This is a genomic window from Thalassobaculum sp. (genome assembly GCF_040219615.1).
Taxonomy (GTDB): Bacteria; Pseudomonadota; Alphaproteobacteria; order Thalassobaculales; family Thalassobaculaceae; genus Thalassobaculum_A.
In genome coordinates, this window is sequence record NZ_JAVJSE010000019.1 from 13,191 (window position 1) to 38,648 (window position 25,458).

The 25,458-nt window shown below is 70.9% G+C and carries 19 protein-coding genes and 1 tRNA gene; 12 read left to right on the top strand and 8 right to left on the bottom strand.

Features of this window, described 5'->3' with window-relative positions:
* Positions 1-91 precede the first annotated feature (91 nt).
* Together RIC31_RS12095 and RIC31_RS12100 are read left to right on the top strand one after the other, a co-directional pair.
* The gene (locus RIC31_RS12095) at positions 92-607 is read left to right on the top strand and encodes a hypothetical protein (RefSeq protein ID WP_350107316.1); all 516 of its coding nucleotides are present in this window, start codon (positions 92-94) and stop codon (positions 605-607) included.
* A gap of 30 nt (positions 608-637) precedes the next feature.
* On the top strand, positions 638-958 hold the full coding sequence (locus RIC31_RS12100) for a hypothetical protein (protein ID WP_350107319.1): 321 nt from the start codon (positions 638-640) through the stop codon (positions 956-958).
* Positions 959-971: 13 nt separating this feature from the next.
* Here RIC31_RS12100 and RIC31_RS12105 read toward each other — a convergent pair whose 3' ends face one another.
* The gene (locus RIC31_RS12105) at positions 972-3,020 is read right to left on the bottom strand and encodes a molybdopterin-containing oxidoreductase family protein (protein WP_350107322.1); all 2,049 of its coding nucleotides are present in this window, start codon (positions 3,018-3,020) and stop codon (positions 972-974) included.
* Positions 3,021-3,228: 208 nt separating this feature from the next.
* On the opposite strand from RIC31_RS12105, the gene RIC31_RS12110 reads away from it, so the two are divergent.
* The 5 genes from RIC31_RS12110 to panC all read left to right on the top strand — a co-directional run bounded on the left by RIC31_RS12110 (position 3,229) and on the right by panC (position 8,624).
* Positions 3,229-3,951, top strand: a complete 723-nt coding sequence (locus RIC31_RS12110; RefSeq protein WP_350107325.1) for a TVP38/TMEM64 family protein — start codon at positions 3,229-3,231, stop codon at positions 3,949-3,951.
* 86 nt (positions 3,952-4,037) lie between these two features.
* Positions 4,038-5,468 carry a dihydrolipoyl dehydrogenase family protein gene (locus RIC31_RS12115; protein ID WP_350107328.1) on the top strand — a complete coding sequence of 477 codons (1,431 nt, stop codon included), beginning with the start codon at positions 4,038-4,040 and terminating at the stop codon, positions 5,466-5,468.
* Positions 5,469-5,479: 11 nt separating this feature from the next.
* Positions 5,480-6,853, top strand: coding sequence for a sensor histidine kinase (locus RIC31_RS12120; RefSeq protein ID WP_350107331.1), 1,374 nt, complete (start codon positions 5,480-5,482; stop codon positions 6,851-6,853).
* Positions 6,854-6,954: 101 nt separating this feature from the next.
* On the top strand, positions 6,955-7,689 hold the full coding sequence (locus RIC31_RS12125; protein ID WP_350107334.1) for a helix-turn-helix domain-containing protein: 735 nt from the start codon (positions 6,955-6,957) through the stop codon (positions 7,687-7,689).
* Positions 7,690-7,748: 59 nt separating this feature from the next.
* Positions 7,749-8,624: a pantoate--beta-alanine ligase gene (gene panC / locus RIC31_RS12130; protein WP_350107337.1), complete on the top strand. Its 876-nt coding sequence runs from the start codon at positions 7,749-7,751 to the stop codon at positions 8,622-8,624.
* Between the two features lie 21 nt (positions 8,625-8,645).
* Here the strand turns inward: panC and gpt are convergent, their stop codons facing one another.
* From gpt to RIC31_RS12145, 3 genes are all read right to left on the bottom strand, one after another.
* The gene (gpt, locus tag RIC31_RS12135) at positions 8,646-9,152 is read right to left on the bottom strand and encodes a xanthine phosphoribosyltransferase (protein WP_350107339.1); all 507 of its coding nucleotides are present in this window, start codon (positions 9,150-9,152) and stop codon (positions 8,646-8,648) included.
* Positions 9,153-9,222: 70 nt separating this feature from the next.
* Complete coding sequence (locus RIC31_RS12140; RefSeq protein WP_350107342.1) at positions 9,223-9,669, bottom strand: DUF4864 domain-containing protein; 447 nt, start codon at positions 9,667-9,669, stop codon at positions 9,223-9,225.
* Between the two features lie 81 nt (positions 9,670-9,750).
* Complete coding sequence (locus RIC31_RS12145) at positions 9,751-10,740, bottom strand: hypothetical protein (RefSeq protein ID WP_350107345.1); 990 nt, start codon at positions 10,738-10,740, stop codon at positions 9,751-9,753.
* A gap of 451 nt (positions 10,741-11,191) precedes the next feature.
* Here RIC31_RS12145 and RIC31_RS12150 point away from each other — a divergent pair.
* Positions 11,192-11,268 (top strand) — tRNA-Arg (locus RIC31_RS12150).
* Between the two features lie 312 nt (positions 11,269-11,580).
* On the opposite strand, the gene RIC31_RS12155 is transcribed toward RIC31_RS12150, so the two are convergent.
* The 3 genes from RIC31_RS12155 to RIC31_RS12165 form a co-directional block, all read right to left on the bottom strand.
* Positions 11,581-15,162 (bottom strand): DUF4347 domain-containing protein, encoded by a 3,582-nt coding sequence (locus tag RIC31_RS12155; protein ID WP_350107348.1) that lies wholly within the window; start codon positions 15,160-15,162, stop codon positions 11,581-11,583.
* A gap of 259 nt (positions 15,163-15,421) precedes the next feature.
* On the bottom strand, positions 15,422-16,228 hold the full coding sequence (locus tag RIC31_RS12160; RefSeq protein ID WP_350107351.1) for an SDR family NAD(P)-dependent oxidoreductase: 807 nt from the start codon (positions 16,226-16,228) through the stop codon (positions 15,422-15,424).
* Between the two features lie 80 nt (positions 16,229-16,308).
* Positions 16,309-17,355: a GlxA family transcriptional regulator gene (locus tag RIC31_RS12165; protein ID WP_350107353.1), complete on the bottom strand. Its 1,047-nt coding sequence runs from the start codon at positions 17,353-17,355 to the stop codon at positions 16,309-16,311.
* Positions 17,356-17,447: 92 nt separating this feature from the next.
* Here RIC31_RS12165 and RIC31_RS12170 point away from each other — a divergent pair, with 92 nt between their 5' ends.
* The 4 genes from RIC31_RS12170 (at position 17,448) to RIC31_RS12185 (ending at position 22,284) form a co-directional block, all read left to right on the top strand.
* A complete protein-coding gene (locus tag RIC31_RS12170; RefSeq protein WP_350107356.1) occupies positions 17,448-18,533 on the top strand; it encodes a class I SAM-dependent methyltransferase in 1,086 nt (361 codons plus the stop codon).
* 199 nt (positions 18,534-18,732) lie between these two features.
* Entirely contained in the window at positions 18,733-20,421 is a 1,689-nt protein-coding gene (locus RIC31_RS12175) for a methyl-accepting chemotaxis protein (protein WP_350107359.1), read from the top strand.
* Complete coding sequence (locus tag RIC31_RS12180) at positions 20,321-21,247, top strand: CheR family methyltransferase (RefSeq protein WP_350107362.1); 927 nt, start codon at positions 20,321-20,323, stop codon at positions 21,245-21,247. The genes RIC31_RS12175 and RIC31_RS12180 overlap by 101 nt, the downstream gene beginning before the upstream one ends.
* Positions 21,244-22,284, top strand: coding sequence for a CheB methylesterase domain-containing protein (locus RIC31_RS12185; protein WP_350107365.1), 1,041 nt, complete (start codon positions 21,244-21,246; stop codon positions 22,282-22,284). The genes RIC31_RS12180 and RIC31_RS12185 overlap by 4 nt, the downstream gene beginning before the upstream one ends.
* Positions 22,285-22,316: 32 nt before the next feature.
* Here RIC31_RS12185 and RIC31_RS12190 read toward each other — a convergent pair whose 3' ends face one another.
* Positions 22,317-25,457, bottom strand: coding sequence for a chemotaxis protein CheA (locus RIC31_RS12190; protein ID WP_350107368.1), 3,141 nt, complete (start codon positions 25,455-25,457; stop codon positions 22,317-22,319).
* Position 25,458 lies beyond the last annotated feature (1 nt).

Sequence of the window (25,458 nt, forward strand, 5' to 3'; positions counted from 1 at the left end):
TCGGCCATGCCGCCGAATCCTCCCCGCCGGCGCGATCCCGGCCCTGCCCCGTCCATAGCCCGGGGGTGACGGGTGGCCGGGAGGACGCGTGATGGAGGCGGCGATGGACGACGGCGGTACGGCTTGCGGTGACCTGCCGGAGACGGCGGGCTGGCTGGAGCGACTGGTGGCGGTCTGGCAGGATCAGCGGGCCGGGGCGGTCCTGCCGGACGCGCATGAGCTGTTCCTGGCCGACATGGCCGAGATGATTCCGAATCTGTTGCTGGCCTACCGCGACGAGGAGACCGACGAGTTCGAGATCGAGTTCGCCGGTGCTGCGGCGCGGGCGCTGCTGCCGATGGAGCCGGTCGGCCTGGTACCCGAGCGCTGTCCGGACGGGCATCCGCTGGCCTGGCTCGGCACCGGCTTCGCCCGGGTGCGGCGGCCGGCGGTGCCCGGGCTGATCTGGATGCGGGCCGAGGCGCTGGTCGGCCTGTTCCTGCCCTATGGCGGGTTCGACGGGCGGGTCACCCTGGTGCTCGCCGGCATCGCCCGTTGGCCGGCCGGCGACGCGACCGTCGTTCCGCTGCGACCGACCGGCGGCAGCGGGCGTGGCGGGAATCGCTGAGCCGGCCTACACTTCACGGGGGAAGACAGGATGACTGCGATGAACACGCTTCGAGCCATTGAGAGCCTGACGCAGTCTGGCTTCAGCGAGGAGCAGGCCCGTGCCGTGGTCGGCGTGGTCGCCGAGGTCGTTGACGACACCGCGGCGACCAAGCTCGATTTCGTGGAGTTGAAGGCGGCGATGCATACCGAGACCGCCGAGGTCTCGCGGCAGATAGGAACGCTCGAGGCGAAGCTCGATACGACGGCCGCGAGGCTCGAATCGAGCATCGCCAACGCCAAGGTGCAGATGGTGCTCTACACGGGCGCGATCGTCGCCGGCATCGCCACGATCTCCCGATTGTTCGGCTGACGCCGGCCGGCGCTCAGGCCGGCGCCACCTCGACCCTGGTGTCGTTGTAGCAGGCGCCCTCGCACAGGTCGGCCTTGTCATTGACCATCAGCACGTTGACGGTGTCGCCGGTCGGGCTGGTGCGGGCCCAGGTGCCCTTCGGCGAGTAGATCACGCCGGGCCGGACGGCGTCGGTGACCGCCGCCAGCAGCCGGGTTTCGCCGCGCTCGTTCCAGACCCTGACCGCGGCGCCATCGACGATGCCGCGGGCGGCCGCGTCGTCGGGATGGATTTCCAGCGGCGGCATGCCGGCGGACGCCTCGTGGCCGCCGAAGGTGGCGTTGGTCCGGTCGGCCGAGGACGGGGTGATCAGCGCCAGCGGCCAGTCGCTCTTCAGCGGGCGGTAGACCGGGATACGGAAGCCGCGCTTCGCCTCGGTCAGTTCCGACGCCAGCTCGGCCTTGCCGCTCGGGGTGGTCGGGAACACCGTGGCGAACGGCACGATCGGCGACCGGCCGTCGGGCGCGGTCATGTTGCGCGCCGAGGCGAGCGGCAGTTCGCTCGGCCGGATCCCGCCGAGCCGCGGGTCGGCGCCGTCGATGGCGTCGTCCATCAGCTCGGCGTCGGTCGCCCTGAAGCACGGCTCGTCGAAGCCGAAACGGGCGGCCAGCCGGCGGAAGATCTCGGTGTTCGGCAACGCCTCGCCGACCGGCGGGATCACCGCGTCGGCGCGCTGCACGTAGGTCTGGCCGTAGGCCGGGAACAGGTCGGCGTGCTCGAAATGGGTGCAGGCCGGCAGGATCACGTCGGCATAGGCCATGCTGTCGGTCATCTGCACCTCGCAGCCGACCACGAACAGGTCGGGCCGCGACAGCGCCTCGCGCACCAGCCGCTGCTCGGGATGGGTGGCGACCGGGTTGTGGTTGTAGACGAACAGCGCGCCGATCGGCGTGGCCGCGCCGGGGGCCAGGATCATCCTCGGCACGTCCATGATGTTGACGGTGCGGGTGCCCTCGGGCGCCAGGTCGGGACGCTGCAGCCTGGCCATGGTCTTCGGCACGGCGGCGCCGGCACGGACCACGGCGCCGCCGCCGACCACGCCCCATTTGCCGGCCAGCGCCGGCAACGCGACGATCGCGCGGATGCCGTTGCCGCCGTTGCGGTTGCGCTCCAGCCCGTTGCCGACGGCGATCAGCGCCGGGCGGGCGTCGGCGTACCAGCGCGCCAGGGTGCGGATCTGCTCGGCCGGGACGCCGCACTCCTCGGCGGCCCGCTCGACGGTCCAGCCGCGGGCCTCGGTCAGCAGCTCGTCGGCGCCGACCGTCCAGCGTTCGACGAAGCCGCGGTCGATGGCGTCGAGCCGTTCCAGCTCGGCCGCCAGCGCCAGCGCCAGGACCGCATCGGTGCCGGGTCGCGGCGCGATATGCAGGTCGGCGCGCTCGGCCACCTTCACGCGCTTGGGATCGATCACCACCAGTTTCGCGCCCCTGGCCTTGGCGCGGTTGATGGTGCGGATGAAGTGCAGGTTGGAGACCGTGACGTTATTGCCCCAGACCACGATCAGCTCGGCCTCGGCGCCCTGCTCGGGCGGCGTGCCGGGCATGTTGCCGTAGACGCTGACACAGGCCTCGGTCTTCACGCCGCCGCACATCGGCGGGCGGTCCAGCTTGCTGGCGCCCAGCCTGTGGAAGAACCGCATGTCCATCGAGCCGACGGCGAGCATGCCGTGCGGGCCGGCGTAGTTGAACGGCACCACGCTCTCGGGCCCGAAGCGGGCGATCGCGGCGGCGATGCCGTCATGCACCCGGTCGATCGCCTCGTCCCAGGAGATCCGCTCGAACCGGCCGTCGCCGCGGGTGCCGACCCGCAGCAGCGGGTGGCGCAGCCGGGTCTCGCCGTGCACGAAGTCCGGGTAGTAGCGCGCCACCTTGTTGCAGACCACGCTCTCGGTCAGCGGATTGGCTTCGGAGCCGCGGACCGCGACCACCCGGTCGTCCTCGACCGTGACCGCCAGGCTGCAGGTGTCGGGGCAATCCAGCGGGCAGACGCTGTCGCGGGTCACGGCTGCATGTCCGTCGGGCATGGCGCCCTCCTGTCGTCCTGTAGGTTGCGTCACTATCGGCGCCACTTGGCCCGATCGATAGGGCCATATTCCAGGGTGGCGTCGGGCCAATGCCGGCCGCCGCGACCATCCGTTCACGAACGGTCACGCTATATTGACTGGCGGCATTCCTGCGTGTGCATAGGTTTCGATGATGTCGAGCCAGCAGGAACAGGATCACCGGGCGCCGATGGATGATGGGGCAGACCAGGGCGGCGGCCGCAGCGGTCTTCGGCGCTGGGGCATGGCGGCCGTGCTGGTCGCGGGGTTCGCGGCGTTCTTCGTGTTCGACCTGGGCCGCTACGTCTCGCTCGACGGACTGGCCCGCAACTGCGAGACCCTGGAGTCCTGGGTCGCCGATCATCCGGTGCTGTCGCGCGGCACCTATGCGGCGGCGTATTTCCTGGCCATCGCCTTCTCGCTGCCGGTCGGGCTGGTGCTGACCGTCGGCGGCGGCATGGTGTTCGGGCTGCTGGAGGGCACGGTGATCACCGTGCTGGCGGCGACCGCCGGGGCGCTGGCGGTGTTCCTGGCGGCCCGCAGCGCGATCGGCGACACCCTGCGGCGACGCGCCGGCCCGTTCGCCAAGCGGCTCGAGCGGGGCTTCCGCGAGAACGCCCTGTCCTACCTGCTGGTGTTGCGGCTGGTGCCGTTGTTTCCGTTCTGGCTGGTCAACATCGTTCCGGCGCTGCTGGGGGTGTCGGTGCGGACCTACCTGGTCGGCACCCTGGTCGGCATCATCCCCGGAACCTTCGTGTTCGTGTCGGTCGGCAACGGCCTGGAGACGATCATCGATGCCGGCCGGATCCCGGGGCTGGAGATCTTCCTGGAGCCGTCGGTGCTGATCCCGATCGCCGGACTGTCGGTACTGGCCCTGGTACCGGTCGCCTACAAGCGGCTCCGTGGCCGGTAGTCCGCCGGGTAACGTTCCTGGATCGCCGGCATCTTTCCCTGTATCAACGGGCAGGATGAGCGCCCGGGAAACCCGTCGGATCGCGCATGACTGAAACCATCGACGTCGATCTCTGCGTGATCGGAGCCGGTGCCGGCGGCCTGTCCGTGGCCGCCGGGGCGTCGCAGATGGGTGCCTCGGTCGCGCTGTTCGAGCGCGGCGTCATGGGCGGCGACTGCCTGAATGTCGGTTGCGTGCCGTCCAAGGCCCTGCTGGCGGCGGCGCATGCCGCGCACACCGTCCGCGGTGCCGCGCGCTTCGGCCTCGACATGTCGCTGTCGCCGGTCGACTGGCACCGGGTCCGGGACCATGTGCGTGGCGTGGTGGCGGCGATCGCCCCGGTCGACTCGGTCGAGCGCTACGAGGGTTTCGGCGTGCGGGTGATCAGGGCCCATGCCCGGTTCACCGGACCGCGCGAGGTCGAGGGCGGCGGCGTGACGGTCCGGGCCCGCTTCATGGTGATCGCCACCGGCTCGACGCCGTTCCTGCCGCCGGTCCCCGGCCTCGCCGAGGTGCCGTACCTGACCAACGAATCGATCTTCGAGCTGGATGCGACGCCAGAGCATCTGCTGGTGCTCGGCGGCGGCGCGATCGGTTGCGAGCTGGCGCAGGCGCATGCCCGGCTCGGCTGCCGGGTGACGCTGGTCGAGGCCGCCGGTCTGCTCGGCGCCGAGGACCCGGAGGCGGCGGATGCGGTCCGGCTGTCGCTGGCTCGCGACGGCGTGCGGGTTTTCGAGGGCGTGTCGGCGCGGGCCGCCGCCCGGACCGACGACGGCGGCGTCGCGCTGACCGTCGACGGGCCGGACGGCGGGGCCGAGATAGCCGGCAGCCACCTGCTGGTCGCCGCCGGTCGCCGGGTGGCATTCGACGGGATGGAGCTGGCGCGCGCCGGGATCGACGTCGACGACCGCGGCCGGCTGGTGCTCGACGCCCGACTGCGAACCAGCAACCGGCGGGTGTTCGCAGTCGGCGACGCCGCCGGCGGCCCGCAATTCACCCATGTCGCCGGCGCCCATGCCGGCGTGGTGATCCGGAACGCGCTGTTCCGGCTGCCGGCCAAGGCCGGGCAGGGCGGCGTGCCGCGGGTCACCTATACCGCCCCCGAGCTGGCGCAGGTCGGCCCGACCGAGGCCGAGCTGACGGCCGCTGGCACGCGCTACGGCGTGCTGCGCTGGCCCTATGCCGAGAACGACCGCGCCCAGGCGGAGCGCTCGGTCGATGGGTTCGCCAAGCTGCTGGTGGCGCCGAACGGCCGGATCCTGTCGGCGACGGTGGTCGGCGAGGCGGCGGGCGAGACGATCTCGGTCATGGCGCTGGCGATCGCACGCCGCCTCAAGGTGTCGGCGCTGGCCGGGCTGGTGGTGCCGTACCCGACCCGGACCGAGGTCCTGAAGCGGGCGGCGTCGAGCTGGTACGTCCCGCGCCTGTTCGGCGACCGTACCCGGGCCGTCGTCCGTTTCCTCATGCGCTTCGCCTGACGGTCGCCATCATGCGCTTTTCGTTCCGGTCCCTGTCGTTCCGCCTGCTGCTGCTGACGATCTTCTTCGTGATGCTGTCGGAGGTGCTGATCTACACGCCGTCGGTCGCCAGGTTCCGGCTGGTCTACCTGCAGGAGAAGCTGGATTCCGCGCATCTTGCGGCGATGGCGGTGAACGTGGCGCCGGACCGCATGGTCAGCGAGGAGATCACCTACGAACTGCTCGACCATGTCGGGGCCTGGGCGATCAAGGTGGTGCGCGACGGCGTGCCGATGGAGATGCTCAAGCGGCCGCTGCGGCCGGAGCCCGACGTGCGCTACGACCTCGACCGGGCCGGCGTGGTGACGCTGATCCTCGACGCCTTCGACTCGCTGTTCCAGACCCGCAACCGGGTGATGCAGATCCGCGGGACCGCGCCGAAGGACCCGATGGCGGTGGTGGTGGTGACCCTGGACGAGCTGCCGCTGCGCCGTGAGATGTACGACTACTCCTGGCGCATCCTGAACCTGTCGATCGTGATCTCGGTGATCACCGCAGCGCTGATGTTCATCAGCCTGCGCTGGCTGATGGTTCGGCCGCTGGAGCACCTGACCCGCAGCCTGACCGCGTTCCGGCGCACGCCCGAGGACCGTTCGAGCGATCTGTCGGACGAGGGCCGGCGCGACGAGATCGGCGTGGCGCTGCGCGAGATGGCGGCCATGAAGGAGGGGCTGCGCGGCGCGCTGCGGCAGCGCACCCGGCTGGCGGCGCTGGGTACCGCGGTCAACAAGATCAGTCACGACCTGCGGAACATGCTGGCGACCGCGACCCTGATCTCGGACCGGTTGGTGATGAGCCAGGACCCGGAGGTGCAGCGCATCGCGCCGACCCTGGTGCGGGCGATCGACCGGGCGGCGGCGCTGTGCTCGACGACCCTGAACTTCACCCGGGAGACGCCGCCGCTCAGGGTCGAGCCGGTGACCGTGGCCGAGCTGTTGCGCGACGTCGAGCACGGGGTTCCCGCTTCCGAGCTGGGGGCCCTGCGGATCCATCTCGCCGAAGGCGGCGACCTGACCGTCAGGGTGGACCGCGACCAGATGTTCCGGGCGCTCGCGAACCTGATCGGCAACGCCGCCGGGGCCGGGGCAGGCCGGGTGACGGTGACTGCCGCCCGCCGCGACCGTCGGATGGTTCTCGACATCGCCGACGACGGGCCGGGTATTCCCGAGGACGCCATCGGCAAGCTGTTCCAGCCGTTCCAGTTCAGCAGCCGCAAGGAAGGTACCGGCCTCGGGCTGACCATCGCCCGTGACATCGTGCAGGCCCATGGCGGTCGGCTGACCCTGGAGCGGACCGGGCCGGACGGCACGGTGTTCCGCATCGATCTGCCGCAGGCCGATCGCTGACCACTGCGGCGGCGCGTCGCAACTTGGCCGCCACCGCCGCGGGTGGTAGCTTCAGCGCGTTCTCGGGCCTGCCAGGCGGGCCCTGCCGTGGAGGAGTAGTCGTGGAGCGCACACCGTTCGGTGCCGCGCCGGGGTGTCCGGTCGATCTGCCGGAGCAGTGCGGAAACTGCGAAGTCCGCCACCTGACCCTGTGCGGGCCGCTCGACAACGGCGAGATGCGGCGCCTGGTCGAGCTTCTCAAGGTGATCGACGTGCCTGCCGGCGCCGGGATCGCCGAGGAGGGCGAGCCGGCCGAGCACGTGTTCAACGTGACCGGCGGCTCGGTGCGGCTCTACAAGCTGCTGGCCGACGGCCGGCGGGCGGTGACCGGCTTCCTGTTCCCGGGCGACTTCCTCGGACTGACGGCCGGCGACACCTATGCCTGTTCGGCCGAGGCGATGACGCCGGTCCGGCTGTGCCGGTTTCCGCGCCGCAAGCTCGAGGCTCTGTTCTCCGAGCTGCCGAAGCTCGAGCGGCGGCTTCTGGCGATGGCATCGAACGAGCTGGCGGCGGCGCAGGACCAGATGGTGCTGCTCGGGCGCAAGACCGCGGCCGAGAAGCTGGCCTCCTTCCTCCTGCAGCTCAGCCGCCGTCAGGAGGTCCGCAACCTGCCCCCGGACCCGGTGTCGTTGCCCATGGGGCGCACCGACATCGCGGACTACCTGGGGCTCACCACCGAGACGGTCAGCCGCACGATCACCCAGTTCAAGACGACCGGGTTGATTTCCCTGCAGCCGCAAGGCCGGGTGGCGCTGCGGGATCGCCAGGCGCTCGAGGAGAGCGCCGAGGGCAGCTGAAGCTGATCTGGTCGGACCGCCGGATGGACCCTGGGGCATCGATGGATCCGGAGACACCCATGAGCATCGGCAGCGGGATTCCGGGCCTCGGAGTCGAGGTCGCGCGCGTGCCCGAGGCGGTGCGGCGACGGGTCGATGCCTGGGCGCGGGAAGGCCTGACGGTCGCGCTGGTGCCGACCATGGGCGCGCTGCACGAAGGCCACCGGACCCTGATCCGCGCGGCCCGGTCCGGCGCCGACCGCGTGGTCGTGTCGATCTTCGTCAACCCGCGGCAGTTCGCGCCGAACGAGGATCTCGCGACCTACCCGCGGACGGAGATCGAGGATCTGGCGGCCTTGACCGATGAGGGCGCCGACCTCGCCTGGGTCCCGGCGCCGGACGTGGTGTATCCGCCCGGCTTCGAGACCACGGTGCGGGCCGGATCGCTGGGCGAGCCGCTGGAGGGGCTGCACCGTCCCGGCTTCTTCGACGGGGTTGCCACGGTGGTCGCCAAGCTGTTCGCCCTGGTCCGTCCGCACCGGGCGTATTTCGGCGAGAAGGATTACCAGCAGCTGCTGGTGGTCGCGCGCATGGCGGTCGACCTGGACCTGGGGGTGCAGGTGGTGCCGGTGCCGACCGTGCGCGAGGCCGACGGGCTGGCGATGTCGTCGCGCAACGTGCACCTGTCGGCCGCCGACCGGGCGGTGGCGCCGGTCCTGCACCGCACGCTCAGCCGGATGGCGGCGCGGCTCGCCGACGGCGCCAGCGAACCGGCGGCCGAGATCGCCTGGGGCCGCGAGAAGCTCCTGGCGGCCGGGTTCTCTGCGGTCGACTACCTGGAGGTCCGGGATCCCCGCACGCTGGCGCCGGTCGCCCGCGCCGGCGTGGCGGCGCGGATCCTGGCGGCGGTCAGGCTCGGTCCGGTCCGGCTGATCGACAACCTGCCGGTCGGCTGAACCGGCTCGGTGCGGTGCCGGTCAGCGTGGCAGGCGCAGGGCGGCGATCGGGTCGACCGGCCGCTGCTCCAGGTCCCACGGGAAGTAGATCCAGGTGTCCTGGCTGACCTCGGTGATGAAGGTGTCGACCAGCGGCCGGCCGGCCGGCTTGGCGTAGATCGTGGCGAAATGCGCCTTCGGCAGCAGCGCACGCACCGCCCGGGCGGTCACGCCGGTATCCACCAGGTCGTCGACGATCAGCCAGCCCTCGCCGTCGCCCTCGATGGACGGGGGCTTCACGATCTTCAGGTCGCCGCGCGTCTTGTCGTCGCCGCTGGTGCCGTAGGTGGTCACGCAGACGGTGTCGACGACGCGGATCGCCAGCTCGCGCGCGACGATCGCCGCCGGCACCAGGCCGCCGCGGGTGATCGCCACGATGCCCTCGAAGGGACCGGCATCGACCAGGCGCCAGGCCAACGCCTTGCCGGTCCGGTGCAGCTCCTCCCAGGAGACCGGGAATGCCTTCTCGGGCGCGGAAGCCTCCGCCATCGCTCACCTCCCTGTTCGGTGGACCGGCTATAGCGCGGCGGCGGGGCCTCGGCAATGACGGCCGTCCGCCCTATGTCGTCCGGTCGGCCACGGGCAGCAGGACGCAGCCGCCGATGCGCCAGCTGCCGTCCGGTTGCCGTTCCATGAAGTACAGGGCGCGGTGGGCAATTCCGTCGGGCCCGACCACGAACACCGGCTGGGTCGGGCGGCCGTCGACGACGGTCGCCGGCTCGTACTCGAACACCCGGGGCCTGGCGACCGGCCGGTAGCCGTCCAGCACCATCTGCCGGAACCGCTCGACGTTGCCGAACTGGGCGCGCACGCCCGGCGAGGCGAAGCCGAAGGCCGCGGTCCAGTCGTCGCGTCGGAACGCCTCGACCTGGGCGGAGATCACCGCCTGGAAGTCGGCGCCGTCGTCGGCGCGCGCGGCGGCGGTCAGCGGGCCGGCCAGCGCGAGCAGCAGCCAGCACAGGGCGAGGGAAACGGCGAATCGGATATCGGCGAATCGGGTCGTCATCACGCACCTCCGACGACTATACGCCGGAGGGGACGGGACGGATCAGCCCTGGAGGACGGGCGCCGGCCGGAAGCCCGGCGGTCAGCGCACGAAGATCCGGACCTCGTTGGTCGAGGCGTCGGATGCCGTGGTCGCCGACAGCGCGATCCGGCTGGTCGGCAGGCCCATGTCGGTCAACGCCCGCATCACGCCCTGCGCGTTGCGGCGCGCGGCGTTGGTGTCGAGCGCGGCGCGGCCGGTATTGTTCGACTGCGGGCTGACCGCGACCACGTCGAAGAACGCGTCGGGCCGGCGCTCGAGCGCGCGGCTGACGGCGCTGTAGAGCGGCTGCTCGTACTGCACGTTCGGCCGGTCGAAGCGGATCACCACCAGCGGCCGCCGGTCGGCGCCCTGGCCGACGAAGCCGCGCGGCGCCGCACTCGGCGTCGGCGCGAAGCTGGTCTGCGGGATGGTCCGGTTGGCCAGGCTGGTACCGAACAGCTCGCCATGCTTGATCGCGACGGCGAGGGCGTTGAGGTCCTGCCGCTCGGTCGCGACATAGGCACTCTGGCGGCGGATGTCGTCGCTCAGCTCGGTCAGCAGGCGGTCGACCAGGACAACGGTCTGGTTGGTGTCGTCCTCGAGCACGGACAGCTGGCGATGGTCTTCCTCCACGGCGCCCGACAGGCCGTAGGCGGCGCGCACCGATTCCAGCATGTAGGTCGACAGCGCGGCGTCGGCGGAAACCCGGTTGGCGAGGCCGTTCATCAGGCCGATGTCGCCGTTCACCATTTCGAGCTCGCGCTGGGCGCGCGCCCAGCCGTCGACCAGCTGCGGGTTGCCCGGGGTGGTGCCGACCTGCAGGCGCGACTCGATGGTGGCCACGGTCGAGTGATAGTTCATCGCGTTCTGGACGGTCTGCTCGCGCAGCTGCTGCAGCGAGCTGTTCTGCGCACGCACCGAGTCCTGGAGGCGGATCAGGTCCTGGCGCAGCTGGTCGACCTTCTGGCCCACGAAGGTGCCGGTCGGCTGGCCCGGCTGCGGCGGGGTCAGCTTGAAGTTGGTGGAGCCGAGCTGCGGCGGGGCGTTCAACGGCTGACCGGAGATCTCCCCCGCGGATGGCTTGATGGCGATCCTTTCCCCCGAGCCCTGGGCGGCCGGCGGCTCACCGCTGAGCGACGGCCACAAGGTATCGGTGGAACAGCCTGCTAGCCCTAGCACGCCCACGCCGATGGCGGCGAGGCGACGCAACGAGTGGAACGATACGGTCACCGCGACTTCCCTTGTTGTCCCTGTCCGAGGAGGGCACCCCGGATACCCCATTGCGTTACGACTGCCCGCCCCCGTCGTACGCCCGACCGATCGAGCCCGCGTCGCCTCACGCCGATTGCGTGCAGGGTCGCGAATCGTGCGGTCGATACTACTTAAACCCAGGAATCAGAACAAGTTATTTTGGTTCCTGAATTCGTGGCGCTCAGGCCTTGCCAAGGTAATCCTGTTTGAGTAGGTTGCGCGGCCTTCGGGGGGCGTTGCCCCGAAGCACGCGCCCGTAGCTCAACTGGATAGAGCACCTGACTACGGATCAGGAGGTTAGGAGTTCGAATCTTCTCGGGCGCGCCATTCTGAGGCCCTGAAAGCGAGAGCTTTCGGGGCCTCGTCATTTCCGGGTGGATTTCGGTCGAGCGACGGTCCGCTCCCGATCCGCAGGCGCCTGCGGACCGCGGGCTACGCCTCTTCGAATCAGCCGACCGATGGACGGCCCCGTGGGCGGCCGGCGGATTGCGGCGCAGGAGCCGGCCATCGCGCAGTCGTGGCGCTCGCACCGGACGCCGGTTCTCTGGAGTTGGAACCGCTGCTCGCCGATTCGGCTTCGACGCCTGCGAGTTCGTCCCTGCCGCGGTGGACGGGCCGGGCGGCGGCCCGGTTCCCCGGTCAGTAGAAGTTGTCGATCAGCAGGTCCCGGTAGTCGATTCCCAGCAGCACGAGGGTATCGCCGTCGCCGAAGTCGAGCACGGCGTTGCCGGAGCCGTCGTCCGAGGCAACCGCGTCGAGTTCCGTCTGACCGGTGATGCCGAAGCCGTCGTCCAGGTCGACCGAGTCGGCGCCGTTCAGAAAATCCATGATCGTGTCGGCCCCGTCACCGGCGTCGAACACGAACACGTCGTTGCCCGCACCGCCGGACAGAAGGTCGGCCCCCGTGCCGCCATGCAGCACGTCGTTGCCGGTGGCGCCGAACAGGCTGTCGGAGCCGCCGCCGCCCGACAGGGTGTCGGCCCCGCCGGCCCCCACCAGCAGGTCGTTGCCCTGGCCGCCGGCGAGCAGGTTGTTGCCGGCGATTCCGTTCAGGACGTCGTCGCCCTCGCCGCCCGAGAGCACGTCGTTGCCGGCGCCGCCGGACAGGATGTCGGCGCCGGTACCGCCGTACAGGGTGTCGTTGCCGTCCATACCCGACATGTTGTCGGCCCCGTCGCCGCCATACAGCACGTCGTTGCCGGTGACGCCGAACAGGAAGTCGCCGTCGCCGCCGCCATACAGGGTGTCGTCGCCGTCGGCACCGACCAGGATGTCGATGCCCTGGCCGCCGTCGAGCCGGTTGCTGCCGGCGACCCCTGCCAGGAAGTCGTCGCCGTCGCCGCCCGAGAGCACGTCGTTGCCGGCGCCGCCGGACAGGATGTCGGCGCCGGTGCCGCCGTACAGGGTGTCGTCGCCGTCCATGCCCGACATGTTGTCGACGCCGTCGCCGCCATACAGCACGTCGCTGCCGGTGGCGCCGAACATCAGGTCGTTGCCGCCGTCGCCGTACAGGGTGTCGTCGCCGTCGGCGCCGACCAGGGTGTCGACGCCCTGGCCGCCGGCCAGCAGGTTGCTGCCGGCGACCCCGGCCAGGAAATCGTTGCCGTCACCGCCGGACAGCACGTCGTTGCCGGCGCCGCCGGACAGGATGTCGGCCCCTGTGCCGCCCAGCAGGGTGTCGTCGCCCTCCATGCCGGACAGCTGGTCGTCGCCGTCGCCGCCCGACAGCACGTCGCTGCCGGTGACCCCGTACAGGAAGTCGGCACCGGTGCCGCCGAGCAGGGTGTCGTCGCCGTCCGCGCCGACCAGGGTGTCGACGCCCTGGCCGCCGGCCAGCAGGTTGCTGCCGGCGACCCCGGCCAGGAAGTCGTTGCCGTCGCCGCCGGACAGCACGTCGCTGCCGGCGCCACCGGACAGGAAGTCGTTGCCGGCCCCGCCGAGCAGGGTGTCGTCGCCATCCATGCCGGACAGCCGGTCGTCGCCGTCGCCGCCGAACAGCACGTCGCTGCCGGTGACCCCGTACAGGAAGTCGTTGCCGGTGCCGCCGTACAGGACGTCGGCGCCGTCGCCACCGACCAGGGTGTCGCCGCCTTCGCCGCCATACAGGCTGTCCAGGCCATCGCCGCCGGACAGCACGTCGTTGCCGCCGTCGCCGTGAACCACGTCGTCGCCGGCCAGCGCCAGCACGGTGTCGGCCCCCTCGAGCGCGCTGACGACATCGTTGCCGACCGAGCCGGTCAGCAGATCGGCCGCTGTCGTGCCGTAGAGGACGTTCGCCGCGGTCGACCCGACGATGTCGGAGCCGAAGGTCGACGCCACGGTCGAGAAGCTCAGCCCGGCGCCGCCGGCCACCAGCAGGTTCAGGTCGACAAAGCTGTCGCCGTTCATGTCGACGCCCAGCAGGACGTCGCTGCCGACGGTGGTCGCGGTCAGGACGCTCGCGGCGGTGGCGCCCAGCAGGCTGATGGTGTCCTCGCCCGCGGTGTAGTCGCCGACGGTATAGGTCCCGCCGGTCAGGTTCCCCGGGAGCACGAAGCGGTCGGCGCCGCCGCCGCCGACCAGCAGGTCCGCCCCGGTGCCGGCGATCAGGCTGTCGTCGCCGGCGCCGCCGTACAGCGAGTCGAACCCGTCTCCGCCGAACAGGGTGTCGGCATCCGCGCCGCCGATCAGCAGGTCGTCGCCGGCGTTGCCCAAGAGCGAGTCGGCCCCGGCGCCACCGCTCAACGAGTCGCTGCCGTCGCTGCCGAGCAGGACCTGGGCCCCGGTCGATCCGGTCACCACGAAGCCGTCCAGCCCGCCATCGCCGGCCACGAGCGTCATGCCCGAGGCGTCGGCCGCGGCGAGGGTGATCGTCTGGGTCGCCGCGTCGGCCGCGGTGGCGATCGTCTCGATGGCCGCGATGTTGCCGCCCGCGACCGTCCCGGTCGTCGCCAGGGTCACGGTCTCGGTCCCGGCCGCCGTGACGGCGCCGGTGAAGCCGTTCAGCTGCGCGACGGTCATGGTGACCGAGGCCCCGCTGGCCAGGGTCAGGTTCTCGAAGCCGGTCAGCGTGAAGCCGGCGGTCGAGAGGTCGCTGCCGTTTGCCAGCACGATGGTGTCGGTGCCGGCACCGCCGTCGGCCACCGAGGTGGCCGAGATGTGGCTGGCATCGGCGATCGTCAGCGTCTCGTCGCCGGCCCCGAAGGCGAAGGACGGTGTCAGATTGGTCCCGTCGGTGGTGTCGAAGCCCGCGCCGGTGGTGTTGGCGGCGGTCATCGGGGCGGCCGTGAACTTGATGTTGTCGAGGCCGACCCGCCAGGTCTCCGTCCCGGTATAGGACACCGTGAAGGAGGTGATGCCGGTCCAGTCGCCGGGGTTCAGGGTGGCGATCGCGCCGACGATCGAGCCGCTGTTGTCGGCGATCGTGACCGTGGTCCCGGTGTCCGGGGTGAAGACGTAGTTGCTGCCGGCGGAGCGGTTGGTGAACTCGCCGATCTGGAACTGCGTGATGTTGACGGCCGTGTCGAACGTCAGCGTGTAGCTCACCGTGTTGCCGATCACGCCGGGGTCGAGGAAGCCCGAGCTCACACCGGCCATCGGCGTCGAGTCGCTCTTCGTGACGCTGATCGTCACGCCGGATTCGTTCGACGTCAGGGTGCTGACGGTGTTGATCGTGGTGACGATGCCGAAGGTGGCGGTCGCCAGTCGATGCGGATAGGCGGCCATGCCGGCCGCGCCGAATGCGCAGAGGTCACCGGTGAACGGCCGCCAGGTCCCGCCGCGCCCGACCGGGGCGTCCGAGGCGGTCACCGGGGCGCCGAGTACCGCCGACAACCCGGACACGAACCGGTCGCCCGAGGGGCCGGCCGCGACCGCGCAGCCGTACAGAACGATCTCCGCATCGTCGGCGAGCGCCGCCCGCAGCGTCGGCAGGGCCGGATGATCCAGAAAGGCCTCGAGGCCGAGATCCCGACCGGCGAGCCGCAGTCGGCCGGGCGCGCCGTGCGAGAGGACGTGAAGACGCCGAACCCCGGGCGCCTCGGCCAGAACGGCGGCGATCTGTGCGAGCGGGTCACCGCCTTGCCGCAGGCGCTCGACGATCGTCGGGCGGGCAAGGTGATTCAGCAAAATTTCGGCGCTATCGACCTCGGAATCGACGAACAGGAAGTCATTCGCCCGATCGGTCAACTGAAACGGTGCGGCCGCCATCCCGAAGGACGAAGTGTAATCAAGAAATGTCATGGCCGCACCTCTTCCGTTTCGATAAGTCAGCGCTTATCGATTGATTGTCATTTGAGTTCGGAAGGCTAATCACCCGCAGGTCGCGAGTATGCTCTGCGTTTAGCAGCTTTCAACTGTCAATTATTAGGGTGACAAGCTATAGCGTCAACAGGGAATTTGTGAAAATTGCATGCAATTGGGAATTGTGGATCGAATCCCGCCGGGTCGGACGTAGCGGTGCGTGGGCGGCAGCCCCGGACTGGCCGGCAGTCGCGGCCGCCTATCGGTCCGTGCACTTCAGGGTCAGGCCGCCGTCGACCACGATCTCGGCACCGGTGACGTAGCGCGCCTCGTCGGACACCAGGAACAGGCAGGCATGGGCGACGTCCCAGCCGGTGCCCATGAAGCCCATCGGGATCCGGGCGTTGCGCCGGGCGATCAGGGCCTCGGCGTCGCCGCCGGACTGCTGCCCGGCCAGGTGGGCCTCGACCAGCGGGGTGTGCATCTGGCCCGGTACCACGGTGTTGCAGCGGATGCCCTTGGGCGCGTATTCCAGCGCGACCGAGCGCGAGAACCGCACGATCGCCGCCTTCGCGACCTGGTAGCCGATCTGCTGCTGGCCGGTGAAGGTGACCCCCGAGGTCGAGCCGATGTTGACGATCGCGCCGCCGCCGGCGGTCTCCATGACCGGAATGGCGAATTTGGTGGCGAGGAAGACGTGCCGCAGGTTGATCGACATCTGGTCGTCCCAGTCCTCCTCGGACAGGGTCACCGGGCCGCCGGGAACGGCATACCCGACGTTGTTGTGCAGGATGTCGAGGGTGCCGAAGGCGGCGACGCAGGCCGTCACCATGGCGGCCACCTGGTCGGAGCGGGTCACGTCGCACACATGGGTGGCGCAGCTGCCGCCCTCGTCCTCGATGATCCGGCGGGTCTCCTCGACCGCCTCGGCGCGGTTGTCGACCAGGAACACCCGGGCGCCCTCGCGCGCATAGAGCGTCGCCGACGCCTTGCCGTTGCCCCAGCCCGGTCCGATCGAGCCCGCCCCGGTGACCAGCGCCACCTTGCCCTTCAGTCTCTCGCCCATCGTCCGGTCCCTAGCTGCCGCGTGCCGCCCGTGCGGCCCCGCCCTCTACACTTCCCAGGAGTGCGGGCGAGTGCAACCGCTCAGCGTCGCCGCCGGGCGATTGGGCGGAAGCGCTGGCGATAGCGGGCTGGGCTGAGGCCGGTCCGGCGCCTGAACAATCGGCGGAAGAAGGCCGGGTCCTCGTACCCGACGGCGCTCGCCACGGCATCGGTCGGCTCGTCCGAGGTCTCCAGCATCTGCTTGGCCTCCTCGATCCGCACGGCCTGGACGTAGTCGACCGGGGCGTAGCCGGTGGCGGCCTTGAACCGCCGCTTGAAGGTGCGCTCGGCCAGGCCCGACTGTCGGACCATCCGGGCGACCGGGTTGGGCCCCGAATAGTGCTCGGCGATCCAGGCCTGGCAGGCGCCGATCACCGGGTCGTCGTGCTGCGCCCGGCGCGGCATGGCGGTGAACGGCAACTGGCCCTCGCTGCGATCGCCGAGCAGGAACACCTTGGCGATCCGCACCGCCTCGGCCGTCCCGCAGAAACGGGCGATCAGATGCAGCGCCAGGTCCTCCCAGGCGGCGGCCCCGCCGCCGGTGATCAGCCGGCCGTCGGGGTCGGATTCGCACAGGATCAGTTCCGGCCGCAGCCGGACCCGCGGGTAGCCGGTCCGGAACAGGTCGACCGCACCCCAGTGGGTGGTCGCCTCGCGGCCGTCGAGCAGCCCGGCCTCGGCCAGGAACAGCGAGCCGGTGCAGACCGAGCACACGGTGGCGCCACGACGGTACTGCTCGCGCGCCCACCGGGTTTCGCGCGGCCAGCGTCCCCGCGTCCCCACCGGCATCGGCAGTGCCAGGTCGGTGACCAGCACCAGGTCGGCGACGGTATCGTCGGTCAGCCCGTGATCCGGCGCGATCACCGGGCCGACGGCCGTGGCGAAAGGCTGCGTCTCCGCGGCGACGATTCGGGTCTGCATCCGGCGGGCGGTGACCGGTTCGCCGGTCAGCTCGGTCCACGCCACGCCGACCGCCGAGAAGACCTCCAGCAGCCCGTAGAGAGCGCCGGGCGTCGACTCCGGCAACGCCAGCAGGCTGACGGCGACCGGCTTCTGCTCCTGGACGGCAACCATACCGCCTAGTGGCATGAATGCCTCTGTTTTGTCCATTCGGCCTCTCGCGGGCCGTGTCTTCCGGCGCTACCCGTCACCGCTTCCACCCACGGACCCGGAGGACCAGGATGTCCGCAGTCACCGAAGCCGAGACTTTCGACCAGACCGTTGCCGAGAACTTTGCCGGGCGCATCGGCGATGTTCTCGATGCCGGGGCGGTCGCCGTCATGCTGTCGATCGGGCACCGCCTCGATCTGTTCGATTCGCTGGCGGGCCTGCCGTCCGCGACCAGCGCCGAACTCGCCGACCGTGCCGGGCTGGCCGAGCGCTATGTCCGCGAATGGCTCGCCGTCATGGTCACCGCCCGGATCGTCGACTACCGGCCGGCCGCCGGGCGATACAGCCTGCCGGCGGAGCACGCGGCCTGTCTGACCCGCGGGGCGCCGCTCGGCAACCTGGCGGTCTACGGCCAGCACGTCGCCATCATGGGGGCGATGCAGGAGCGGGTGCTCGACTGCTTCGCGACCGGCGCCGGCACACGGTATGACGACTATCCGTGCTTTCACCGGATCATGGCGGAGGACAGCGACCAGACCGTCACGGCGCCGCTGTTCGACGCCATCCTGCCGCTCGCCCCGGGGATCGTCGACGCGCTCGAGGTCGGGATCGACGTGCTCGACGCCGGCTGCGGCCGCGGCCGGGCGCTGCTGGCCATGGCCCGGCGCTTTCCGGCCAGCCGCTTCGTGGGCTACGACCTGTGCGAGGACGCCGTCGCCCATGCCAGCGAGTCGGCTCGCGCCGCCGGCCTCGCGAACCTGCGCTTCGAGGCCCGGGACCTGACCGGCTACCGCGCAACCGGCCGGTTCGACCTCATCGTCAGCTTCGACGCGGTCCATGACCAGAAGGACCCGGCAGCGCTGATTCGCAGCCTTCACGGCGCCCTGAAGCCGCGCGGCACGTATCTGATGCAGGACATCGGCGGCTCGGCCCGCCTGGAGAACAACCTCGATTTCCCGATGGCGTCGCTGCTCTATGCGATCTCCTGTGTCCATTGCACGCCGATCTCGCTCGGCCAGGGCGGCGCCGGGCTCGGCACCATGTGGGGCTGGGAGACCGCGGAGGCGATGCTGCACGAGGCCGGATTCGCCTCGGTCGCCCGCCATGTGCTGCCGCACGATCCGATGAACGTCTGGTTCGTCGCCCGGCGGTCGTGATCGGGGATCCGGCCGGGCGGCCCGGTTTCGAGCCGCCCGGCCGCCGAATTCCGCCCTCCGGATACCGGGATACGGCGGATTCCTGCATGGCCTGTCCGCAAGGCTATGCCCACACCCCGGCGACGGCGATATACTCGCGCGCGCAGGACCGGCCGTCGGGCGCGGGCGGTACTTGTCGAGCAATTTCCGGGGGCAACGGATGTCGATCAATCTGTCCACCAAGATCCTGGCGCTGGTGATCTTCATGGCGCTCGTCCTATGCGGCGTCACCGCCTACTCGATCTATTCGCTGGCCTATGTCGGAAAGCAGGTGGATCACATCACCTCCTCGGACATGCCGCTCCTCAAGGGCATCTCCACGGCGGTCAAGTATCAGCTCGAGCAGGAACTGCACGTCCACATCGCGTTGTCCGACGCGGCCCAGGGCCGCGGCGACATGGTCGAGGCGCACGCCGAGAAATTCCAGCACTACGCCGCCTTGGCGGAGGCCGAGTTCGCGAAGGTCGTCACGCTGCTGAAGTCCGACCCCGACATGGATGCCTTCCGGGCCGCCGAGTTCAGCGCCTACGAGGCGCTGATCCGCAAGATCGAGAAGGACCACGACGAGATAACCGCGGCCGGCACCGTCGTCTTCAACCAGCTGAAGCCGCTGCTGAGCGCGTCCGCGGGCCGGATCCCGGCGCTCGGCATGTTCAGTCCGAAGATGGAGCTGATCAACGCCGCCCAGGACCGCTCCTTCGAGTACATGGAGCAACTGTTGAAGCGGGCGAACCTGTTGGCCGGCAACTCGGCCGAGATGGTCCAGGCCGCCCCGCGTGAGGCGATCGAGCATCTCTCGGCCGCCGCCGCCGTGGCCATCATCGTCGCACTGGCTTCAGGAATCCTGCTCGCATTGCGCATCCGCAGCCGCCTGAACAGCACGGTGAAAATGGTCGACCGCTTCGCTTCGGGCGACCTGTCGGTCGCCGTCGACGCCAGCGGGCCGCATGACGAGATCGGCCGGCTGCTGGCGGCCGTCGCCCGCATGCAGGACAACCTCACGCAGATCCTCGGGACCATCCAGACCGCGTCCAACGGTGTCAGCAGCGGAAGCTCCGAGCTTCGGCAGACCGCCCAGCAGGTGTCGGACGGCGTCAACGATCAGGCCTCCAGCGTGCAGGAGACCTCCGCCGCCATGGAGGAGATGACCGCCGGCATCCGGCAGAACGCCAAGAACGCGGAGGAGACCGAGAAGGTCTCCGAGCGGATGGCCGAGGAGGCGGCGCGCTGCTCCGACGCCATGGGCCGCACGGCCTCGGCGATGAAGCACATCTCCGACAAGATCCTGGTGGTCGAGGAGATCACGCGGAAGGTCGAGCTGCTGGCCCTGAACGCCTCGGTCGAGGCGGCCCGGGCCGGCGAGCACGGCCGCGGCTTCGCGGTCGTCGCCTCGGAAGTGTCGCGGCTGGCGGAGATCAGCAAGCAGGCCGCCAGCGAGATCCAGGACGCCTCGGCCGACGGCCGGGAGGCCGCCGAGAACACCAGCCGGCTGCTCAACGACCTGCTCCCGGGCATCACCCGGGCGAAGGATCTGGTGCAGGGCATCAGTGCCGCCAGCGAGGAGCAGTCGATCGGGGCCGACGAGATCAACGTCGCGATCCATCGGCTCAACACCGTCATCCAGCAGAACGCCGCGGCCGCCCAGCAGATGGCCGCGACCTCGGGCTCGCTGGCGCAGCGCGGCCGGGAACTGCAGCAGTCGGTGTCGCGCTTCAAGCTGAACGGGACCATGGGCCGCAACGACGACGATGCGCCGGCCCCCGCATGGTCGCCGCCCGCCGGTGCCGAGGCGGCCGCCGGCGCCCGCGCCCAGGAGCAGATCAAGTCGGGCGACTTTGGCAAGTATTGACGTCACCGGGGCCGAGTTCGGCGCATTCCGCCGGCTGATGCACTCGAGGTTCGGCATCGTGCTGCCGGACGACGCCGAGAACTTCCTGCGGTCCCGCTTGCTGGGCTACATCGGGCAGTCGGGGCATGCGTCGATCGCCGAACTGATCCGCGACGCGCGAAGCGAAGGGCGCGACGAACTGCTGGGCGAGGTGGTCGAGCAGCTGTCGACCAACCACAGCTACTTCTACCGCGAGCCGGCGCATTTCGAGTTCCTGCAGGCCACCGTGCTGCCGGAGCTGGAGCGGCGGCTGTCCCGCGGCGGGCGGGGTGACATCCGGATCTGGAGTGCTGCGGCCGCGGCCGGCGAGGAGGCCTATACGATCGCCATGGCGATGCGGTCGTTCTTCGGGCCGCGCTACGACAACCTCGACGCCGGCGTGCTGGCGACCGATATCGCCGCCCGGTCGCTGCGGCGCGGCGCGATCGGCGAGTTCAAGGCGGACGCGTTCCGGCATCTCCCCGAGGCGTGGCGGAGCCGGTTCCTGGAGCCGGCCGGCGGCGACGTGTACCGGGTCGTGAAGGCGGTTCGCGACGACGTGATGTTCCGGTGGCTGAACCTGGTGGAGCCGCTCGACCGGCTGAAGGGCGGCTTCCACCTGATTTTCTGCCGCAACGTGATGATCTATTTCGACGACGCCACGCGCGAGAAGCTGGTCCGCGAGCTCGAGCGCCTGCTGGCGCCGGGCGGATACCTGTTCATCGGCCATACCGACAACCCGGATCACTCGCGGCAGTACCTGGACCAGGTCCGGCCGGCGATCTTCCGCAAGCGGGGGACGGCATGAGCCGGATCCTGGTCGTCGCCGCCGATCCGCTGCTGCGCAAGGCGGTCGCGGGTGCTCTGGCGACCCTGGCGGACGGCGACGTCGAGGCGATCACCCCGGTCCGGGTGGCGCCGGACCGGCTCGCGGCCGCCGAGGTGGTGGTCCTGGCGGCGTCGGCGGCCGATCTCGCGGATCTCGAGAAGGCCGTCAAGACGATCGTGGTGGCGGCCCGGCCGCTGGTGCTGGTCACGGTCGGGAGCGGCGACGCCGGCGACACCCTGGCGGCCCGCCTGAAGGTCCCGTCCCCGCTGCGGATCGCGGTGCCCGACCTGAACGTCCGCGACGAGCTGTCCCGGGCGGCACCGCGGCTGGCGGCGGCGCTCAAGCAGGCGCGCCTGCAGGGGCCGTCGACGCCGGAGCGCCGGCCGGCAGAGCCGCCGGCCGGCCGCGACCGCGCGCCGGCGCCGGGGGCGCCCTATCTCGGCCCGGTGGTCTGCATCGGCGCCTCGACCGGCGGCACCGACGCCCTGCTGACGGTGCTGTCGGCCATGCCGGCGAACTGCGCGCCGATCGTCGTCGTCCAGCACATGCCCGAGGCCTATGTCGGATCCTTCGCGGAGCGCCTCGACCAGGCCTGCGCCATCGACGTGGCGCTGGCCGGCGACGCCGTCCCGCTGCGTCGCGGGCTGGCGCTGGTCGGACCGGGCGGCCGCCAGTTGCGGCTCCGCAAGGATGCGCGCGGCATCTGGACCAGCCTCGGCGAGACCGACCGGATCGGCGGTCACTGCCCGGCCGCCGACGAACTGATGAAGTCGGCCGCGCACGAGCTCGGACGCCGCGCCATCGGCGTGCTGCTCACCGGCATGGGGCGCGACGGCGCCGACGGCCTGCTGGCGATGCGGCGGGCAGGGGCACGGACCGCCGCCCAGGACGAGGCCACCTCGGTGGTCTACGGGATGCCGAAGGCGGCGGTCGACATCGGTGCCGCCGACACGGTCCTGCCGCTGCCGAGGATGGCCGGCTGGATCTCCGGGCTGACGCCGACGCTGCTGAAGTAGCGCCGATCGTTCGCCATGCCCGGGTGGGCGCGTCACGCGCCGGCGATGGCGATCAGGGTGTCGGGGTCGAGCACCAGCAGCGGCTGGCCCTCGCCCATCACGGTGGCGCCGGCCAGCACGTCGACCGAGCTGAGCGCCGGGTGCAGTTCCTTCATGAAGACCTCCTGGCGGCGCTTGATGCGCGCGACCGCCACGCCGACCCGGCGCTCGGCGGTGCCCAGGATCACGACCGGGAAGGCGGACCGGTTGGCGGCCGCGTCCGGCGTGTCCCAGCCGAGCATGGACTCGATCGACCGCACAGGCAGAAAGCCGTCGCGATGGTGGATGCCCGCCAGCTCGCCGACCGTCTGGATGGCGCTCCTCTCGACCTCGATGACCTCGATGACCGCGCGTTCCGGCAGGCCCAGGTCGCGCTCGCCGTCGCTCACCACGACGATGCGCTGCAGCGCCGCCGACACCGGGAAGTTCAGATAGAAGGTGGTGCCCTCGCCCTCGACGCTGTCGATGTCGATCGATCCGCCGAGCCGGCGGATGGTGACCAGCACCACGTCCATGCCGACGCCGCGGCCGGAGGTCTCGGTGATGGCCGATGCGGTCGAGAAGCCGGGGGCGAAGATCTGCCGCTGGATCTCGCGGTCCGACATCCGGGCGGCGTCCTGGTCGGAGATCAGCCCGCGCTCGATGGCCTTGGCCCGGATCACCGCGGTGTTCAGGCCGCGCCCGTCGTCGGCGATCATGATCCGCGCGACGTTGCCGTTCTGGGTGGCCTTCAGCGTGATGGTGGCCTTGCCGGGTTTGCCCAGCCGTTCCCGGTCATCCGGCGCCTCGATGCCGTGGTCCATGGCATTGCGGATCATGTGGACCAGCGGTTCGGTCAGGGCATCGACCATCGACTTGTCGATCTGGATGTCGCCGTCGTCGATCTCCAGGGTCACCTGCTTGCCCAGGCTGCGCGCCAGGTCGCGGACCAGCCGCGGCATCCGGCCCAGCACCATGCTGATCGGCACGACCCGCAGGTCCAGCGTCACCCCGTGCAGCATCCGCAGGGTGGTCTCGGCCCGGGCGATCTGGCTGGCGATCACCTTGCTGGCGTTGTCGATCTGGCGGGCGGCGGTGCGCAACCGCTCGGCGGTGCGGGGGCTGGTCTGGGTCGCCGCCGACCGCAGCTCGGCGGTGGTGCTGGGGAACCCGGCCTCGGCCACGCCCTGCTCGAGCCGCGACAGGCACAGCCGCAACTCGGCCACCGAATCCAGGTAGCTGTCGACCAGGTCCGACGACACCCGCAGCGAGCTGCCGCCGGCCGCCTTGGCCGCCACCGGTTCCTTCGCATCCTCCAGCGACCGGGCCGGGGCCTCGGGCGGCGACGGGACGAGTTCGGCTGCCGTGGAACTGCCGGTCGGCGATGCCACCGCCATCGGCATCGGTGCCGGTTCCGGCGGCGGTACGGCCGCCGGTCGGGCCGGGCGCGCAGCGGGCCGCGCTGCCGCGGCCGGTCCGGGTCGCGGCACCGGCTTCGGGGCGGCCTTCGGGGTAGGCTTCGGGCGGGCAGGCGGCGGCGCTCCCTCGGCCGTGCTCTCGATCAGCACCGTCCAGGACTGCAGCACCGTCCGGTCGCGGTCGATCGACTGCATGTCGGCGACCAGATCGTCAGGCGTGCCCTCGATCCCGATCAGGAACTGGTACAGGTTCGGGTCGATGTCGATCAGGATCCGATTGGAGATCACCCGCTCGCCGCTGAGCCGCCCCATCAGCTCCTGGGCGCCGGGATCGTCGTCGGCCATCAGGGCGCGCACTTCCAGCAGCGCGCTGCCGGGGGTCTTCAGGAATTCGGCGATCTCGTTGCGGGCGGCCGGCGACAGGCTGTTGAAGATGTCGTCGCCGAGCTTGTCCCGCAGTTCCGCGACCGATGCCTCGGCATTGGTCAGCAGCATCGCCATCTCGTCGCGCAGCCGGTCGTAGACCGCGTGCCGCACGTCCAGCGACGAGACGTCGAGGCCGGCGATGCCGATCACCGGGGTCTCGCGGCGGATCTCCTCGACCACCGCCAGCGCGCCGGGCCGGTCGCGCCAGCCGTCCATCGCGGTCAGCTCGCTGGTCAGGCGCGCCAGGGCCGACAGCCGCGGGACGCCGAGCGCGCGCGACAGGATGCCGACCAGTTCCCAGTCCCTGGTCTGGCCATGCTCGACCCACAGCCGGTCGATGACCTCGCGGGCCTCGGTGGCGATGTGCGGCGACAGCGAGTCCTCGACGTTCTCCATCGACAGGCCGGAGTCCGCCAGCTCGGAGAGTATCCGCAGGCGATGCACGAAGATGCAGAGGCCGCGCGTCAGTGCTGTCCGGTCGAGTTCCTCGGACTCGCGCAGCACCGTCTGGATGTCGTTCAGCACCGCGGCGATGCCGAAATACCCGGCCTCGTTCGCGGCCTCGCGGATCGGCAGGATCGAGCCTTCGATCTCCTGGGCGTCGAGGGACGGGTTCTCGAGGGCCTCGGCCAGGTTCCCGAGCTCGCCCGACACCACCTCGTCGAACGCGCCGACGACGTCGTCCTGGAATTCGGTCTCCGACGGGTCCGCGGCCTCGCGCGAGACCTGCAGCGTCATGGCACCCGGGCCGGCACCCGGCGCCTCGGTGTCGAGGGACATCGGCTCGTCGACCTCCTCGGGCTCATCGTCGCCCTCGGGGAGGGCGTCGTCCGCCGCCTCGGCCGGCTCGTCGTGGTAGCCGCCGGCCGGGACGGCTGGCCGCCGGGCGGCCGGCGCCGGGCGCCCGCTCTTCAACCGGGCCTTGGTCTCGGCGAGCTGGGTCAGCAGGCCGCTGTCGCCGGCCAGGTCAGCACGCTGCGCCAGACAGTCCTCGCGCAGCGAGGACAGCGAGTCGGCGGCGAAGAGCAGCAGATCGCGGGTGGCCTCGTCCGGCACCGCCTCGCCGTTGCGGAACATGTCGAGCAGGTCCTCGGCGCGATGGGCGATCGCCTCGAGCCCGGTCAGGCCGAGCGACGCCGCGACCCCCTTGAACGAATGCATCGCCCGGAACAGCGCGCTCATCCGCGCCGGGTCCTGCAGGTCCGCCGCCGTGCCGGACAGCGACTGCTCCACCTGCGCCAGGTAGCTCTCGCTCTCCTGCTCGAAGAGCTCCCACATCTCCCCCGACGCGCCGGTCTCGAAATCGTCCATG

What these genes read in the sequence shown, in the direction of transcription:
- RIC31_RS12095 (WP_350107316.1), top strand. Translation starts at nt 92, where the DNA reads ATGGAGGCGGCGATGGACGACGGCGGTACGGCTTGCGGTGACCTGCCG.
- RIC31_RS12100 (WP_350107319.1), top strand. Translation starts at nt 638, where the DNA reads ATGACTGCGATGAACACGCTTCGAGCCATTGAGAGCCTGACGCAGTCT.
- RIC31_RS12105 (WP_350107322.1), bottom strand. Translation starts at nt 3,020, where the DNA reads ATGCCCGACGGACATGCAGCCGTGACCCGCGACAGCGTCTGCCCGCTG.
- RIC31_RS12110 (WP_350107325.1), top strand. Translation starts at nt 3,229, where the DNA reads ATGGATGATGGGGCAGACCAGGGCGGCGGCCGCAGCGGTCTTCGGCGC.
- RIC31_RS12115 (WP_350107328.1), top strand. Translation starts at nt 4,038, where the DNA reads ATGACTGAAACCATCGACGTCGATCTCTGCGTGATCGGAGCCGGTGCC.
- RIC31_RS12120 (WP_350107331.1), top strand. Translation starts at nt 5,480, where the DNA reads ATGCGCTTTTCGTTCCGGTCCCTGTCGTTCCGCCTGCTGCTGCTGACG.
- panC (WP_350107337.1), top strand. Translation starts at nt 7,749, where the DNA reads ATGAGCATCGGCAGCGGGATTCCGGGCCTCGGAGTCGAGGTCGCGCGC.
- gpt (WP_350107339.1), bottom strand. Translation starts at nt 9,152, where the DNA reads ATGGCGGAGGCTTCCGCGCCCGAGAAGGCATTCCCGGTCTCCTGGGAG.
- RIC31_RS12140 (WP_350107342.1), bottom strand. Translation starts at nt 9,669, where the DNA reads ATGACGACCCGATTCGCCGATATCCGATTCGCCGTTTCCCTCGCCCTG.
- RIC31_RS12155 (WP_350107348.1), bottom strand. Translation starts at nt 15,162, where the DNA reads ATGACATTTCTTGATTACACTTCGTCCTTCGGGATGGCGGCCGCACCG.
- RIC31_RS12160 (WP_350107351.1), bottom strand. Translation starts at nt 16,228, where the DNA reads ATGGGCGAGAGACTGAAGGGCAAGGTGGCGCTGGTCACCGGGGCGGGC.
- RIC31_RS12165 (WP_350107353.1), bottom strand. Translation starts at nt 17,355, where the DNA reads ATGCCACTAGGCGGTATGGTTGCCGTCCAGGAGCAGAAGCCGGTCGCC.
- RIC31_RS12170 (WP_350107356.1), top strand. Translation starts at nt 17,448, where the DNA reads ATGTCCGCAGTCACCGAAGCCGAGACTTTCGACCAGACCGTTGCCGAG.
- RIC31_RS12175 (WP_350107359.1), top strand. Translation starts at nt 18,733, where the DNA reads ATGTCGATCAATCTGTCCACCAAGATCCTGGCGCTGGTGATCTTCATG.
- RIC31_RS12180 (WP_350107362.1), top strand. Translation starts at nt 20,321, where the DNA reads ATGCGCCGGCCCCCGCATGGTCGCCGCCCGCCGGTGCCGAGGCGGCCG.
- RIC31_RS12185 (WP_350107365.1), top strand. Translation starts at nt 21,244, where the DNA reads ATGAGCCGGATCCTGGTCGTCGCCGCCGATCCGCTGCTGCGCAAGGCG.
- RIC31_RS12190 (WP_350107368.1), bottom strand. Translation starts at nt 25,457, where the DNA reads ATGGACGATTTCGAGACCGGCGCGTCGGGGGAGATGTGGGAGCTCTTC.